General features: G+C 67.4%; 12 protein-coding genes, 1 tRNA gene and 1 pseudogene. 13 read left to right on the top strand and 1 reads right to left on the bottom strand.

Annotated features, from left to right (window positions below):
* Positions 1-33: 33 nt before the first annotated feature.
* On the bottom strand, positions 34-531 hold the full coding sequence (locus tag AWJ14_RS11645; protein ID WP_066178948.1) for a prolyl-tRNA synthetase associated domain-containing protein: 498 nt from the start codon (positions 529-531) through the stop codon (positions 34-36).
* 373 nt (positions 532-904) lie between these two features.
* On the opposite strand from AWJ14_RS11645, the gene AWJ14_RS11640 reads away from it, so the two are divergent.
* From AWJ14_RS11640 to AWJ14_RS22805, 13 genes and pseudogenes are all read left to right on the top strand, one after another.
* A tRNA-Gly gene (locus AWJ14_RS11640) sits at positions 905-979 on the top strand.
* 386 nt (positions 980-1365) lie between these two features.
* A complete protein-coding gene (locus AWJ14_RS11635; RefSeq protein WP_066178945.1) occupies positions 1366-1872 on the top strand; it encodes an RNA polymerase sigma factor in 507 nt (168 codons plus the stop codon).
* Between the two features lie 97 nt (positions 1873-1969).
* Positions 1970-2983, top strand: a complete 1014-nt coding sequence (locus AWJ14_RS11630; protein WP_245304243.1) for a FecR family protein — start codon at positions 1970-1972, stop codon at positions 2981-2983.
* Positions 2984-3206: 223 nt separating this feature from the next.
* Entirely contained in the window at positions 3207-5669 is a 2463-nt protein-coding gene (locus AWJ14_RS11625) for a TonB-dependent siderophore receptor (RefSeq protein ID WP_066178937.1), read from the top strand.
* 8 nt (positions 5670-5677) lie between these two features.
* On the top strand, positions 5678-6697 hold the full coding sequence (locus AWJ14_RS11620; RefSeq protein WP_066178934.1) for an iron-siderophore ABC transporter substrate-binding protein: 1020 nt from the start codon (positions 5678-5680) through the stop codon (positions 6695-6697).
* Positions 6694-7557: a siderophore-interacting protein gene (locus tag AWJ14_RS11615; protein ID WP_083220205.1), complete on the top strand. Its 864-nt coding sequence runs from the start codon at positions 6694-6696 to the stop codon at positions 7555-7557. Before AWJ14_RS11620 ends, AWJ14_RS11615 begins: the two co-directional genes overlap by 4 nt.
* Positions 7558-7751: 194 nt before the next feature.
* Positions 7752-8729, top strand: a complete 978-nt coding sequence (locus AWJ14_RS11610; RefSeq protein ID WP_139112616.1) for a FecCD family ABC transporter permease — start codon at positions 7752-7754, stop codon at positions 8727-8729.
* Positions 8726-9784 (top strand): FecCD family ABC transporter permease, encoded by a 1059-nt coding sequence (locus AWJ14_RS11605; protein ID WP_066178926.1) that lies wholly within the window; start codon positions 8726-8728, stop codon positions 9782-9784. Before AWJ14_RS11610 ends, AWJ14_RS11605 begins: the two co-directional genes overlap by 4 nt.
* 68 nt (positions 9785-9852) lie before the next feature.
* Positions 9853-10761: an ABC transporter ATP-binding protein gene (locus AWJ14_RS11600; protein WP_139112619.1), complete on the top strand. Its 909-nt coding sequence runs from the start codon at positions 9853-9855 to the stop codon at positions 10759-10761.
* The gene (locus AWJ14_RS11595) at positions 10754-12523 is read left to right on the top strand and encodes an ABC transporter ATP-binding protein (RefSeq protein ID WP_066178924.1); all 1770 of its coding nucleotides are present in this window, start codon (positions 10754-10756) and stop codon (positions 12521-12523) included. The genes AWJ14_RS11600 and AWJ14_RS11595 overlap by 8 nt, the downstream gene beginning before the upstream one ends.
* 260 nt (positions 12524-12783) lie before the next feature.
* Positions 12784-14013, top strand: a complete 1230-nt coding sequence (gene exbB, locus AWJ14_RS11590) for a tonB-system energizer ExbB (RefSeq protein WP_083220203.1) — start codon at positions 12784-12786, stop codon at positions 14011-14013.
* Between the two features lie 5 nt (positions 14014-14018).
* Positions 14019-14513 carry a TonB system transport protein ExbD gene (exbD, locus tag AWJ14_RS11585; RefSeq protein ID WP_066178920.1) on the top strand — a complete coding sequence of 165 codons (495 nt, stop codon included), beginning with the start codon at positions 14019-14021 and terminating at the stop codon, positions 14511-14513.
* Positions 14510-14996 (top strand): annotated as a pseudogene (locus tag AWJ14_RS22805) (energy transducer TonB); the annotation flags it as partial. The gene exbD and the pseudogene AWJ14_RS22805, both read left to right, overlap by 4 nt.

Here is a 14996-nt window from a genome sequence, read left to right as displayed (position 1 = left end):
TGTGCTCTTGGAAGGTATCAGTAAGGTCGTGGTTCAGGCCGAAACTTTCAAGATCAGGGGGTCGTGACCGGTATGGGCCAGAAACCGCATCAGATCTTCCCGGCCGATCGACGTGGTCGCGTCGTTGCTCAGCGGATGTGCGTTGATGATGTCATGGTCGAGAAGCGGCGCGTCAATGACGATTTTCACCCGGTTTTCGGGATCGTTGATCGCCGCCAGGATCGTCACCGAGCCCGGCACCACGCCGAGCATCTCCATCAGCGCCTCGGGCTTTCCGAACGAGACCCGGCCGCTGGCGCCGATCAGCGTGTGGATGCGCTTGAGGTCGACCTCGGCATTCTCCTCGAGCGTGACCAGGAAACAGGCGCCCTTCTTGTCCTTGAGAAACAGGTTCTTGGTGTGGCCGCCAGGGATCTGGTCGCGCAGGCTCTGCGATTCGGCCACGGTGAACACCGGCGCATGATCGACCGTGCTGTGGGCGATCGACAGCGCGTCGAGGCAATCGAACAGGTCTTGGCGGGTCTTGGGCATGGGCGAACTCTCGGCTTGATCGGGTGGAGGCGCGCGCCTCGCGATTGGCTGCATCCGGACGGGGCGCATCTGACCGCGCACCGTCCGGCCGGCATTCTTGATAGGCAACCCGCGCGCCGCGTGCAATGCTTTCCCGCCGCAACGCGCCGCGTGAGCCGCGCCCGCTCTGCCGCGCGCCCGGCTGCGGATCCCGAAAGGCCCGGACCGGGACGGTTTCGGGCCGCGGCCACCCCTGTTCGAAGGGCGCACGGAGATTCATAGCCGGCAGGTGAAAATTCCCTGTTGCAATTCAATCCAGCTTGCGCCATATAGCGCCGGTCCGAGCCCATTGGGAACGGATCGCCGGCCCACCCACCCACGGACCGGATGTTGAGCGGGCGTAGCTCAGGGGTAGAGCACAACCTTGCCAAGGTTGGGGTCGTGAGTTCGAATCTCATCGCCCGCTCCAGTTTTCCTTTACGGAATCCAGGACTGACGCAAACGCCCTTCGGGGCGTTTTTGCTTTTTGGGCCATCCCGGCGTTCAGCCGCCTGGGCGCAGTCCGCTGTGGCAGAGTGTCGCCCGGCGGCAAGGCGGCATCTTTTGCCCCGCCGATAGTTGAGCATCGCACTCAAGATAAGCTATGGTGCGCCGAAACTTTCCTCGACCGTTGATGCCCCGCCCATGGGATAACCGGGCAAGGTCGCCCGGAACAGGCGGCGGCACGCCAGTTCCAAAAGCACAGGCACGGTGGTCCGGGATCGAATCGAAAGAGCATCCTGCATGCGTCCAACCGGCTGCGCGCAGGATGCTGCGGCATGCCAACCTGGATCAACCGGAAACACACAAGCAAGCGTGACGGGCAAGACACTGAAGGGGCTGTTTGTCGCGCATCGGCGCGAGCTGCATGCCTATCTCACCGAAAAGCTCAAGGATGCGGATATCGCCGCGGACCTGACGCAGGAAGCGTTCCTGCGCTATGCCGAGCAGCACGCCTGCGGCAAGGCGCCCGTCACCCATGGCCGCTCCTATCTCTACCGCACCGCCCACAACCTGGCGATCGATCATGTCCGGCTGCGCGCGCGCCAGAAGACCGACGCCATCGCCGACGACGCATTCGCGGAAATGGCCGACGACCGCCCGTCGCAGGAAGACGAGGCCGACGCACGGCGGAAGCTGGACCGGCTGCGCGTGGCTGTTTCGGAACTGCCCGAACGAACCCGCGAGGTCTTCGTGCTGAACCGGATCGAGGGGTTGACCTATCCGGAAACCGCCAGCCGTCTGGGAATTTCGGAGAGTTCGGTGCAGAAACATCTCAGCAAGGCGCTGCTGCACGTGACGCGGCGGCTTCGACCGCAATAGCAAAGACCATCGCCGGGGCGTTACCGGACCGCGACGGTTCAAACGTCTTACTCCGGAATGCGCCTGGATCGGCGGCGCCAGCCACATGGACCGAAGCGTGGGACAACACAACGACCAAGAGCAGATAGAAGCGGACGCCGCGAAATGGGTCATCCGGCTCGGCGGAGAGCCGTTGAGCGCGCGGGAACGCGCGGAGTTCGATCGCTGGCGCGCGCAAAGCCCCGCCCATGCGCGCGCGTTTGCCTTTGCCAGCGCCACTTGGTCCGACCTGGCCGAACTGCGCCATGACCCGGGCGCCCTGGCCCGCGACGTGGCGCCTGCGGGCCGGTGGCCGCGGCGGGCGCCGGCCGGCGGCGGACGGGCCTGGCTGCGCGCAGGCATCGTGTCCTTGGCCCTGGCGCTCGGCCTCGTTCCCGTGGCCGGCCTGACAGCCTTCTGGTACGGCGACCCGATGGTGATGCTGGCCGCCGATTACCGGACCGGCCCGGGAGAACGGCGCAACATTTCGCTCCCCGACGGCAGCACCATGGAACTCTCCTCGGCAAGTGCGGCGACGCTGCATTTCAGCGCCAGCGAGCGGCGCGTCGAGCTGCTGCAGGGCGCTGCCTATTTCACGGCCGCGCCGCTCGGAACCGGCGAAACCAGGCCTTTCGTGGTCGCGGGCGCGGATGGAACGGCCACGGCCCTGGGCACCCAGTTTCTCGTCGACCGAAGCTCCGACGCGGTGGTGGTGACGGTCGCCGAGCACGAGGTGCGCGTGGCGCTGGCCGGGACGGACAACGACGCCAGGAGTGTCGTCCTGTCTCCCGGCCAGTCCGTCCGCTACACCTCGGGAGCCGGGCTCGACGCGGTCCGGGAGGCCGATGTCGAACAGGCTTCCGCCTGGCGCCGCGGCCGCATCGTCTTCGACCAGGTGCCGCTTTCCGACGTCGTGGCGGAACTCAACCGCTACAGGCGCGGGCGCATCGTGATCACCGATGCGGCGCTCGCCGACCGAAAGGTGAGCGGCGTCTTCGAGACCGCCGATCTCGACCGTGCGCTTGAGACCATCGCCCGCGAGTTGCACGCCCGCACGGCATCCGTGCCTCCGCTGGTCACGCTGCTCTACTGATCCGGCGCATGTGGGATTTTGGCAGGAACCGGCCCCTTCGATCGGGTCGAAGACTGCCTTTCCAGCAAGAAAAATTTTTAATGATTCAATGGCTTGGACTGTCCGTGCAGGAAAACCGGAAAAACCCTTACCGGATAACATGACAAAATTCGTCTTATTTACGAACCGGCGGAAGGAAGCGCGGTTCCGCGTGCGTAACCGAACATGACGAAAGGGTAGAGCGATGGATGTACAGAGGCATCGCGCCGAAACGGACACTCGCAGGACAGGCCTTGGATCGACGGTCAGCGGCCTCGCCCTGGCAATCGGCCTGACGCTTACGGCCTCTCCGGTCCTGGCCCAGCAGGGCGCATCGACCGCGGCAACCCAGGCAGAGATCGCCTTCAACATTCCGGCCCAAAGCCTCAATCGCGCCATCCTCGCCTACGCCGACAGGGCCGGGGTGCAGGTGTTCTATGACGTCGACATCGTCAGCGGCCTGCGCAGCACGCCGATCCAGGGCCGTTTTTCCCCTGAACAGGCGCTGGCCCGGATGCTCGCCGGGACCGGCATAGGCTACCGCTTCTCGGGCAACACCGTCTCGCTGAGCAATCCCGCCAGGGCTGACGCCTCCGGCACCACCGCAGACGGTTCGCTGATGCTCGACACGATCACCGTGCAGGGCCAGGGGGCGACGACGGAAGGCAGCGGATCCTACACGACGAGCGAAATGGCGACGGCCACCGGCCTTCCGCTTTCGATACGCGAGACGCCACAATCGGTCAGCGTCGTGACGCGCCAACGGATGAACGACCAGATCCTGAACTCGACCGCAGACATTTTGAAGACGACGACCGGCATTCAGGTGCAGGAATGGGACAGCCAGCGCACCGAGCCTTTCTCCCGCGGCTTTTATCTGGACAGTTTCCAGTATGACGGGGTGGCGCTCAACAATCTCAACGCGATGTATGGCGAGCATCGCTCCGACACGCTCCAATATGACAGGGTGGAGGTCCTGCGCGGCGCAAACGGCCTCGTCTCGGGGTCCGGCAACCCCTCGGGCGCCGTCAACTTCGTGCGCAAGCATGCCGACAGCAAGGTTTTGACCGGAGAGGTGAGCGCGACCATCGGCTCCTGGAACGATTTCCGCGAGACCGCCGATGTCACAACGCCCTTGACCGCGGACGGGTCGGTCAGAGCCCGCATGATCGTCTCGAGAAACGACAAGGATTCGTTTGTCGAACGCCAGTCGACCGAATCGGGGCTTTTCTACGGGATCGTCGATGCCGATCTGGGGCCGGACACGAAGCTGTCCTTTGGCGCGGAGTATCAACGCCGGGATATCGACAGCGCAATCTGGTCCGGATTGCCGGCACTGTTCAGCGACGGAACGCTGACCCACTTCCGCCGGGGCCTGAACACGGCGCCGGACTGGGCCTATTGGGACACCGAGAACACGAATTTCTTCGGCAGTTTCGAGCATCGCTTTGCAAATGACTGGACGCTCGCACTTGATGCCGTTCATGTCCGCAAGAAGGGCCAGGCAAAGCTTCTCTACACCTGGGGGCAACCGGATCCGGTCACCGGCCTCGGACTGGATGCCTGGCCCTCGAATTACTGGCACGATGCGACGCAAACGGTTGTGAGCGCCAAGCTCAACGGCTCCTATGAGCTGTTCGGCCGACAGCACGAGTTCTTTTCCGGTGTGACGTCAGACTGGATGGACGAAGACTATGCCTATTACCTGTCGTCGAACGTCGCACCGGTCGGCAGCATTTTCCAATCCGACGGCAGTTATCCGGAGCCGACCTGGGGCGCCGAGCGCCTGCGGGTTTCGAAAATCGACCAGTTCGGCGCCTATGCGGCGACCCGCTTGAACCTGACCGATGGCCTGAAGCTTATCGGCGGCGCGCGCTTTACCCATATCGAGACCGAAACGCTGCGCGAATGGACGGGAGACCGGACATCCCGAACCGAAGATGAAATCACTCCCTATGCCGGCGTCACCTATGACGTCAGTCCCAACCTGACCCTGTATGCAAGCTATGCGGATGTGTTCCGCGTGCAGACGGAGCGGGACATCAATGACAAGTATCTCGATCCCGTGACGGGCAGCAATATCGAAGCCGGCCTCAAGGGCAGCTGGTTCGGCGACCGCCTGAACGGCTCGATCGCGGTTTTCCGCGCGCTCGAAGACAATGTCGCGGTCGCCACGGGAGACTATATCCCGGGCACCACCACACCGGCCTACCGGGCCGCACAGGGCGTCGAAACCAGGGGCATCGAAGGCGAACTCTCCGGAGAACTGACCCCCGGCTGGAACCTCACCGTCGGCGCAACCGTGCTCGAGAGCAAGGATCGCGACGGCAACGATGTCAACACCACGATTCCGCGCGAAATGGTCCGGTTGTTCACGACCTATACCCTGCCCGGTGAATGGAACAGGCTGACCATCGGCGGCGGCGTAAACTGGCAGGGCGAAACCTATCTGCCGATCAGCACCAGCACGGGAACGGTGCGGTACACGCAATCGCCCTACGCGACCGTTGGCCTGATGGCGAGATATGACTTCAACGCGACGGTCTCGGCACAGCTGAATGTCGAGAACCTGTTCGACAAGAGATATGTCCAGATCCTGGAGGGCGACGAACAGATTTCGTTTGGCGCACCGCGGCGAGCGTTCCTGCGGCTTTCTTCCAAATTCTGAGCGAGAGCATGCGCCACCGCCGTCCGTTCCTCAACAAGCACAAGGACCCGCCCCTGCCCGATCGCGGGCGGCGGGGCGCGCTTCTGGGCATGGCAGCCCTGTCCCTTGCCGCGATGACGCGGCAGGGACGGGGCAACACGCATTTCCCGGTGACGATCGCACACGCGTTCGGCGAGACCACTGTTGCCAGGCAGCCGCTACGGGTCGTGACGCTCGGCTGGGGCGGCGAGGATGCCGTCATCGCGCTCGGGACGATTCCGGTGGCGATGACGCGCTATCCCTATTGGCAGGACGGCATTTCCGAGTGGAACGCGGCGGCCATCGGTCCGCACAAGCCGGCGCTCCTGGGAGCCAGTCCCGATTATGAACGGATCGCGCTGTTGAAGCCGGATCTGATCCTGGCGGTGTTTTCCGGGGTCGACGAACTCTCCTACAGGCGGCTGTCGCGCATCGCGCCGGTCGTCACATTCGAAACCGCGCCGTTCGAGACGGGCTGGGACGCACAGCTGCGTCTCGCCGGCAGGGCGCTGGGGCGCGATCGGTTGGCGCAGGACCTGGTCGCCAGAACCGAAGAGACCCTCGACCGGCTTCGCCGGGACCATCCCGGGCTCCGCGACAGAACCGCGGCCCTCGTCAATCATTTCCCGGCGCAGGCCGGCATCGATGTCTATCTCGAGGGCGATACCCGTTTCGATCTCTTGAAATCGCTCGGCCTCGTCGCCTCCCCCGGGGTCGCCGGCCTGGGACGGGCAGAGGGCGGACGCTATTCCGTCTCTGTCGGCCTGGAAACCATAGACCTTCTCGATGCCGATGTCGTGGTGGGCTGGTTCGCACAGGGATTGCAGTCTGCCGTCGCGGCCCAGCCCCTTCTGGGGACGCTTCCCGCCATCAGGGAAGGAAGGGTCGTCACGCTCGATTCGCCCGGCGAGATATGGCCGGTGCTGGCGCCGACAGCCCCATCGATCCTGCATGGCTATCCCCGGCTCGCCCGACGCATAGCCGACGTGCTGGCAAGGAGATCGCCATGACGCTGCCCGTCAATTCCGGCCTCATCGCGCCCGACCTGCACCGGATCCCGCAGGAACGTGAAAGAATGCCCTATCAGGAAGATTACTTCTTTGCGGAGACGGTCAGTGCCGCCCGGCTCACGCCCTCGCTCGTCCGGGTGGTGCTTCGGGTGCGCGACGGGGAGCGCCTGATTGAGAGCGGCCATCCGGACGAGTGGGTGCGGCTCGCGTTCGGGCCGGATGCGCAAACGCCGGTCACGCTGCCGGTGCTGATGGACGACGGCAGATGGGGGCGTCCGGATGGGTCCCCGCCTTGCCCCAACCGGCCCTATACGGTGCGTCGCTGGACTCCCGAAACATGCGAGATGGTGATCGACATCGTGGCACATGAAGGCGGCGTCGGCGCATCCTGGGCGTTGCAGGCCAAGCCTGGCGATGTGATCGGGATCTGCAATCCGGAGGGACGGTTCTGGCTGCCCGCGGGCAGCCGGTGGCTGTTGATGCTGGCCGACATCAGCGGGCTTCCAGCGGTGGGGCGGGTGCTGGAAGAATTGCCTGAAGGATTCCCGGCGGCGGTGCATGTGGAGATCCCGTCGGACGACGACCGGCAGGAGATCGGCGGGCTGATTGGGACCGTGGCCGATGCCACGATCACCTGGCACACATGTCACGGGCTGCGGCCGGAGCGGCCCGGCTACACCGAACTGCCGCGCATCGCACGGGAGATCACCACGCTGCCGGAGGGGCCGGGCTATATCTACATCGCCGGGGAAGCCAGGGCGGTTTCGGACTGCCGCAAGCATTTCCGCGATGCGCTGAGTTTCGACAAGCACCGCATCGATGCCGTCGGCTACTGGATCGAAGGGCAGGCCCGGGTGTGAAGCGTGTGAGGCGTGAGACGGATGTGACGGCCATGAGAGGTGGGCGCATGGCGCTGTCCGTCGAGGCCGCTGATCTGGCCGCCGGGGGTCGGCAGGGTGAGGCCCGGGTTGCGGCAGGAGTTGAGGGCCCGGTTCTGGCCCAAGGTGGTCTCGCCCGGAGTGGTCTTGCCCGGAGTCTGGCACGAAGCCTTGCCATGGCTGTGCTTGGCCTGGTTCTGCTGGTGGTCCTGTCGCTTCTAAGCCTTGTACTGGGGGCAAGGCCGGTTGCGGTCTCCACGGTGGTCGATGCGCTTTTTGCCTATGATGGCGGTTTGGTCGATCATATCGTGATTGTCGATTACCGGCTGCCGCGCACGCTGCTGGCGCTCATGTGTGGGGCAGCCTTTGGGGTGTCGGGGGCGCTGATCCAGGCGGCGACGCGCAATCCGCTGGCCGATCCCGGGATCCTCGGCGTCAATGCCGGGGCGGCCTTCTTCGTCACGCTCGCCGTCGGGCTGTTCGGTTTTCATTCCATCGACGCCTATCTGTGGTTCGCCTTTCTCGGCGCGATCCTTGTCACGCTTGCCGTCTATGCGCTCGGGGCGGCGGGCCGGGACGGGGCGACGCCCGTTCGGCTGGTTCTCGCGGGCGTGGCGCTGTCGGCGGTGCTCGGCGGCATCGGCTCGGCGATCACGCTGCTCGATCCCCAGGCCTTCGATTCCATGCGCGTCTGGTCGATCGGCTCGGTGGCCGGAAGGAGCATGGAGGTGGTGGAGACGGTTGCGCCGTTCATCGGCCTCGGCTTGGTGCTGGCGCTGGTCGCCGCGCGGCCGCTCAATGCCGTGGCGCTCGGCGAGGATCTGGCCCGCTCGCTCGGCGCCGATATCCTGCGCGCGCGGATGCTGACCCTTGTTGCCGTCACGCTCTTGGCCGGGGCCGGCACCGCCGCCTGCGGGCCGATCGGCTTTGTCGGGCTGATGGTGCCGCATGTGGTGCGCTGGCTGGTCGGGCCCGACCAGCGCCGGATCATCCCGCTGACGATGATCTGGGCGCCGGCTCTGCTGCTTGCCGCCGACATCGCCGGGCGGCTGGTCCTGTTTCCGGGCGAGCTCGAGGCCGGCATCGTCACCGCCTTTCTCGGCGCGCCGGTGCTGATCCTGCTGGCGCGGCGCAAGACGGCGAGCGGGCTATGAGAGCTGCACCGCCGGCAATCGATTTCGGCCGCCCGGTGCAGGTGGTGCGCGGCTTGGACGGGCGGCTGTCGGCCCGGTTCGACCGGCGCGCGCTCGCGATCGGGCTGGCGCTCGCAGCACTCGCCCTCGGCGTGGCCGCTGTGTCGCTGGCCAGCGGCACCTATCCCATTGCCCTGGACGACGTGCTCGGCGCGCTTGTCGGCCGCGGCGAGGACCAGCTGCGCATGATCGTGGTGGAGTGGCGCCTGCCGCGGGTGGCGCTCGCGCTGCTGCTCGGCGCCGCACTCGGCACGAGCGGGGCGATCTTCCAGAGCCTGACCCGCAACCCGCTCGGCAGCCCCGACATCATCGGCTTCTCGGCCGGCTCCTATACCGGCGCGCTGGTGGTGATGCTGATGTTCTCCGGCGGCTATTATGAGACGGCGGCGGGGGCGCTGGTCGGCGGCCTGGTGACGGCGCTGGCGGTCTATCTTCTGGCCTGGCGGCGCGGCGTGCAGGGGTTCCGGCTGATCGTGGTCGGCATCGGCGTCGCCGCCATGCTGTCGGCCTTCAACGCCTGGATGATCCGAGAGGCGGAGCTCGAGGTCGCCCTGTCGGCGGCGATCTGGGGGGCGGGCTCGCTCAACGGGCTCGGCTTCGAACAGCTGTTGCCGGTCGCCCTCGCGCTGTGCGTGCTTGCGCCGCCGGTGCTGGTGCTGGCGCGGCCGCTGCGGCAGCTGGAGATGGGCGACGACGCGGCGCGCGCCAGCGGCGTCAATGCCAACCGCACCCGCGCCCTCCTGATGGTGCTCGGCGTGGCGCTGACGGCGATCGTCACCGCCGCGGCCGGTCCGATCTCCTTCATCGCGCTCGCCGCCCCGCAGATCGCCCGGCGGCTGACCCGCGCGGCCGGCGTGGCACTCGTTCCCTCGGCGCTGATGGGCGGGCTGCTGCTCGTCAGCGCCGACTGGGCCGCGCAACACGCGCTCGGCGTCCAGCTGCCCGTCGGCGTGATGACAGTCAGCATCGGCGGGCTCTATTTCCTCTGGCTCCTGATCCGCGAGGGTCGCCCATGACCACGACACCGTTTCCGCCGCCAACAGCCAAACAGCCCGCCAGCCAACCCGCCAAGTCGCAGCCCCGCCTGCCCGCCCGGCTCCATGCCGACACGGTGACGCTTGGCTATGACAGCCGCACCATCGCCACCGGGTTGTCGGTGGCGATCCCGGACGGCGCCTTCACGGTGATCGTCGGGCCGAATGCCTGCGGCAAGTCGACGCTGCTCAGGGCGCTGTCGCGGCTGCTCAGGCCGCAGGCCGGCCGGGTGATTCTCGACGGCGGCGACATCGCCGGCCTTGCCGCGCGCGAGGTGGCCCGCCGGCTGGGCCTGTTGCCGCAATCCTCGATCGCCCCGGAGGGCATCACCGTGGCCGAGCTGGTGGCGCGCGGCCGCTATCCGCACCAGTCCTTCCTGCGGCAATGGTCGAAGGCCGACGAAGCGGCGGTGGCCGCGGCGATGCAGGCCACCGGCATCGCCGCGCTGTCGGGCCGGCTGGTGGACGAGCTGTCGGGCGGGCAGCGCCAGCGGGTGTGGATCGCCATGGTGCTGGCGCAGCAGACGCCGATCCTGCTGCTCGACGAGCCCACCACCTTCCTCGACATGGCCCACCAGATCGAGCTGATGGAACTCCTGGCCGATCTCAATACCGAAGGGCGCACGATCGTTGCCGTGCTGCACGATCTCAACCAGGCCTGCCGCTATGCCACGCACCTGATTGCCATGAAGGACGGCGCCGTCGCGGCCGAAGGCGAGCCCAGCGCGATCGTCTCGGCGCAACTCATCGAAGAGGTGTTCGGCCTGCCCGTGCTGGTCATCCCCGATCCCGTCTCCGGCCGGCCGCTGATCGTGCCGAAGGGCCGGCCAGGACCCGCGCCGGGGCTCGCCGCAGCTCGGGCCGCACCCCATCCACCCGTCCCCGCCGCCGCCGGCGGCACGCCCCGCCCGGCCGCTCCGGGCGCAAGTCCCCAGATCCCGGAACCGCACCATGACTGAGCTTTTGCAGCGCTTTGCCCGCTACTATCGTCCGCACCGCCGCCTGTTCGCGCTCGACTTCTCCTCCGCCGTCGCCGCGGGCCTGCTGGAACTGGCCTTTCCGGTGGCCGTCACGCTGTTCATCGACCGGCTGCTGCCCACCGGCCAGATCGGGCTGATCGCGCTCGCCTCCGCCGGGCTGTTGCTGGTCTATCTGCTCAATGCCGGCCTGCAGGTGATCGTCACCTATTGGGGCCACATGCTTGGCCTGAAGATCGAGACCGAGATGCGGCGCAAGGCCTTCGACCACCTGCAGACGCTCTCCTTCGGCTTCTTCGACAACCAGAAGACCGGCCACCTGGTGGCGCGGCTGACCAAGGATCTCGAGGAGATCGGCGAGCTTGCCCATCACGGGCCGGAAGACCTGTTCATCGCCGTCATGACGCTGGTCGGCGCGCTCCTGCTGATGCTGTGGGTGCATGTGCCGCTGGCGCTGCTGACGGCGGTGATCGTGCCGGTCACCGCGGTGCTGACCGCGGTCTATGGCCGGCGCATGACGGCGACCTGGCATGCGTTGTACGGACGGGTGGCCGAGTTCAACGCCCGCATCGAGGAGAGCGTCGGCGGCATCCGCGTGGTGCAGGCCTTCGCCAACGAGGACCACGAGCGGGCGCTGTTTGCCACCAACAACGGCAACTATCTCGCCACCAAGCTCGAGGCCTACAAGGTGATGGCGGCCTCGATGTCGCTGTCCTATCTCTCGATGCGCTTCGTGCAGGTGGTGGTGATGCTGGCCGGCGCCTGGTTCGTGGTGCGCGGCGAGCTCAGCGCCGGCGGCTTCGTCGGCTTCCTGCTGCTGGTCAATGTGTTCTTCCGGCCGATCGACAAGATCAACTCGATCATCGAGACCTATCCCAAGGGCATTGCCGGGTTCCAGCGCTATACCCGGTTCCTCGACACCCGACCCGACATCGCCGATCGCGCCGACGCGATCGCGGTCGACCGGCTCAGGGGCAGCATCGCCTACCGCGATGTCCGCTTCGGCTATGGCCCGGACCGGCTGGTGTTCGACGGCCTCAACCTGCAGGTGGCGGCCGGCGAGACCGTGGCCTTTGTCGGCCCCTCGGGCGCGGGCAAGACCACCATCTGCTCGCTGCTGCCGCGCTTCTACGAGGTTACCGGCGGCGCGATCAGCATCGACGGCATCGACATCCGCGCCATGACGATCAGGTCGCTGCGCTCCAATATCGGCATCGTCAGCCAGGACGTGTTCCTGTTCGCCGGCACGATCCGTGACAACATCGCCTATGGCCGGCTCGGCGCCAGCGACGCCGAGATTGTCGAGGCCGCCCGCCGTGCCCGGCTCGGCGACGTGATCGCAGCACTGCCCGACGGCCTCGACACCCTGGTCGGCGAACGCGGCGTCAAGCTGTCGGGCGGGCAGAAGCAGCGCCTCGCCATCGCCCGGGTGTTCCTCAGGAACCCGCCGATCCTGATCCTCGACGAGGCCACCTCCGCGCTCGACACCGAGACCGAGCGGGCGATCCAGCAGGCGCTCGCCGAACTGTCGCAGGGCCGCACCACCCTGGTCATCGCCCACCGGCTCGCCACCATCGCCCATGCCGACCGCATCGTCGTGGTCGAGCACGGCCGCATCGTCGAGCAGGGAAGCCACGCCCAGCTGCTCGCCACCCCCCAGGGCCGCTACAGAAGCCTCCACAAAGCCCAGACACCGCCCGAAGCGAAAAGCGATCGAAACCTCGCACCAGGCGCAGGCCGGTGACAGCCAATGCCGTTGCCCAATGCCAATCGCCCGAACCGGACACCAGCGCGAAAGGCTGCCGCCCGCACCACCCGCGCGCTCGCGGCTTCCGGGCGGTTCACCGGCTCCGGTTTTCGGCGCAGGGCGACCACCCGCTGCATTGCCTGCACCGATTGCGTCCTGCTATCACCCTCCGCGCATATCCCGTTTCCGCCACCCGCCGGTCCATCCACCGGCGGGGCTTCGGCGGATCACGGCCAGACCAGGAAAGACCGCTTGCCATGCCCTTGACCGCACCCCTTGACCAGAGCGTCATCCGCCCGACCCCCGCCGCGGCACGCGCCATACCCCTGGCAGCGCTCGCGCTGCTTGCAGCGCTGACGCTGGCCGCGCCGGCATGGTCGCAGGATGCGGGCGCGGACCAGACCGGCCCGGCGCCGGCCGCGCAAGCGGCACCGGCAGGAACCGGAACGTCAAGCGAAGCCGGCGCGCCGGAGGCGCCCGCGCCAGCCGGGACCGCGGAAGCCACCTCCGGCACCGCCGTGGTGGCTCCTGCTGCAGCCACCACGGCGCGGCCCGGCGTGACGCAAGCCACCACCGCTGCCGCAATGCCCGGCGAGCCTGCCGAGCCGTCAGCCCGGGAAGACATCCCGTCGGAGCCGGCCGCGATTTCCTCCGAACCGGCTCCGTCCTTTATCGAGGACCCCGCCGCCGCGATTTCGCATCTGCTGACGCAAGCGGACCGCGACCCCAACCTGCCGCATGACCTGTCGCCCTGGAGCATGTTCATGATGGCGGACTGGGTGGTGAAGGCGGTGATGATCCTGCTGGTGCTCGCCTCCTTTGCCGTGTGGACGGTGTGGCTGGCCAAGACCATCGAATTCGCGCTGGCGAAACGGCGGGCGCGGCGCGGCGCCGCGGCGATCGCCGAGGCCCGCTCGCTCGCGGATGCGACAGAGGCCCTGTCGCGGCGCGGCGGGCCGGTGGCCTTCATGACGCGCGCGGCCAGGGACGAGGTCGCCCGCTCGGCCGTGGCGCTGGATTATGCCGGCAATGCCGGCGTCAAGGAACGGCTCGGCGCGCAGCTCGCCCGCATCGAGGCACAGGCCGGTCGCCGCCTGTCGCGCGGCACCGGGCTTCTCGCCATCGTCGGCTCGACCGCCCCCTTCATCGGCCTGTTCGGCACGGTCTGGGGCATCATGAATTCCTTCATCGGCATTTCCGAGGCACAGACCACCAATCTCGCGGTGGTCGCCCCCGGCATCGCCGAGGCGCTGCTCGCCACCGCCATCGGCCTCGTCGCCGCCATTCCCGCGGTCGTGATCTACAACCTGTTCGCCCGCGCCATCGCCGGTTATGCGCAGCTCCTCGCCGACGCCGCCTCCGGGGTCGAGCAGCTGGTCAGCCTCGAACTCGACCTGCGCAAGGTCCCGGCCAACGATCCCGGCAGTCGTGACGCCGCGGCAACCGCGCAACCCGCCATGGCGGTCGCAGCCCGGGCCGTGGAGTAACCGCCATGGCCGGAGGCATTCGCAGGAACACGGGCGGGCTGCCCGAAGAAAACGCCGAGATGAACATCGTTCCGTTCATCGACATCATGCTGGTGCTGCTCATCATCTTCATGGTGGCGGCCCCGCTCGCCACGGTCGATGTCGACGTCGATCTGCCCGCTTCGGCCGCACAGCCGGCGGGGCGGCCCGATGCGCCGGTCTATCTGACGCTCAAATCCGACCTGTCGCTGCATCTGGGCGAGGAGCCGGTCGCGCGCGAGGCGCTGGCCGCAGCCCTCGACGCCAGCACCGAGGCCGACAAGGAGGCCCGCATCTTCCTACGCGCGGACAAGGGCGTCGACTATGGCGACTTCATGGACGTGATGAACCTGTTGCGGCAGGCGGGCTACCTGAAGATCGCGCTGGTGGGGCTCGAAAGCCTGCCGCAGCCGGTCGGCGATGAGGGCGGGACGGCCGCGCCGGAATCCCCCGCCTCCGATGCAGCCGGGGGAAGGCCATGACCGACTCCCCCTGGCGGAGCGGCAGGCACCGGGCCGGGCGCATCGGCGAAGCCCTGCTGTGGGCCGGGGCGGGCCTTGCCGTGCTCACCGCCCATGTGGGGGCTGCGGCATGGCTGATGCGCGAACAACCGGTCGAGATGGCCGACGCCGCCCCGCCGCCGGCGATCATGATCGAGCTGGCCGCGGAGCCGGAAGCCGTCAACACCGACATGAACCAGATCTCCGAGGAGCTGCTCGATTCGGCGGAGGTGCAGTCCGAGAACACCCAGCCTGTCGAGGAGCCGGTGGAAGAGGTCGAACCCGTTGCGGAGGAAACGCCGCCGGAGCCGGTCGAGGAGGTGGCGGAGACAGAGCCGCTCGACGTGCCCGAGCCGACGCCCGACATCGATCCGGTCGAACAGCAGATCCTGTCCCGGCTCGACCAGGTCGAGATCCCGATTCCGATTGCACGGCCGGAGCCCGAACCGGAAAAGCTTCGCAAGG

This window comes from Parahoeflea olei (assembly GCF_001703635.1).
In the GTDB taxonomy this organism is placed as follows: Bacteria; Pseudomonadota; Alphaproteobacteria; order Rhizobiales; family Rhizobiaceae; genus Hoeflea; species Hoeflea olei.
This window is presented reverse-complemented; position numbering and strand designations above follow the sequence as displayed.

Excerpts from the sequence above, each read along its gene's own strand:
- AWJ14_RS11645 (WP_066178948.1), bottom strand. The coding sequence starts at position 531 with ATGCCCAAGACCCGCCAAGACCTGTTCGATTGCCTCGACGCGCTGTCG.
- AWJ14_RS11625 (WP_066178937.1), top strand. The coding sequence starts at position 3,207 with ATGGATGTACAGAGGCATCGCGCCGAAACGGACACTCGCAGGACAGGC.
- AWJ14_RS11620 (WP_066178934.1), top strand. The coding sequence starts at position 5,678 with ATGCGCCACCGCCGTCCGTTCCTCAACAAGCACAAGGACCCGCCCCTG.
- AWJ14_RS11615 (WP_083220205.1), top strand. The coding sequence starts at position 6,694 with ATGACGCTGCCCGTCAATTCCGGCCTCATCGCGCCCGACCTGCACCGG.
- AWJ14_RS11610 (WP_139112616.1), top strand. The coding sequence starts at position 7,752 with ATGGCTGTGCTTGGCCTGGTTCTGCTGGTGGTCCTGTCGCTTCTAAGC.
- AWJ14_RS11605 (WP_066178926.1), top strand. The coding sequence starts at position 8,726 with ATGAGAGCTGCACCGCCGGCAATCGATTTCGGCCGCCCGGTGCAGGTG.
- AWJ14_RS11595 (WP_066178924.1), top strand. The coding sequence starts at position 10,754 with ATGACTGAGCTTTTGCAGCGCTTTGCCCGCTACTATCGTCCGCACCGC.
- exbB (WP_083220203.1), top strand. The coding sequence starts at position 12,784 with ATGCCCTTGACCGCACCCCTTGACCAGAGCGTCATCCGCCCGACCCCC.
- exbD (WP_066178920.1), top strand. The coding sequence starts at position 14,019 with ATGGCCGGAGGCATTCGCAGGAACACGGGCGGGCTGCCCGAAGAAAAC.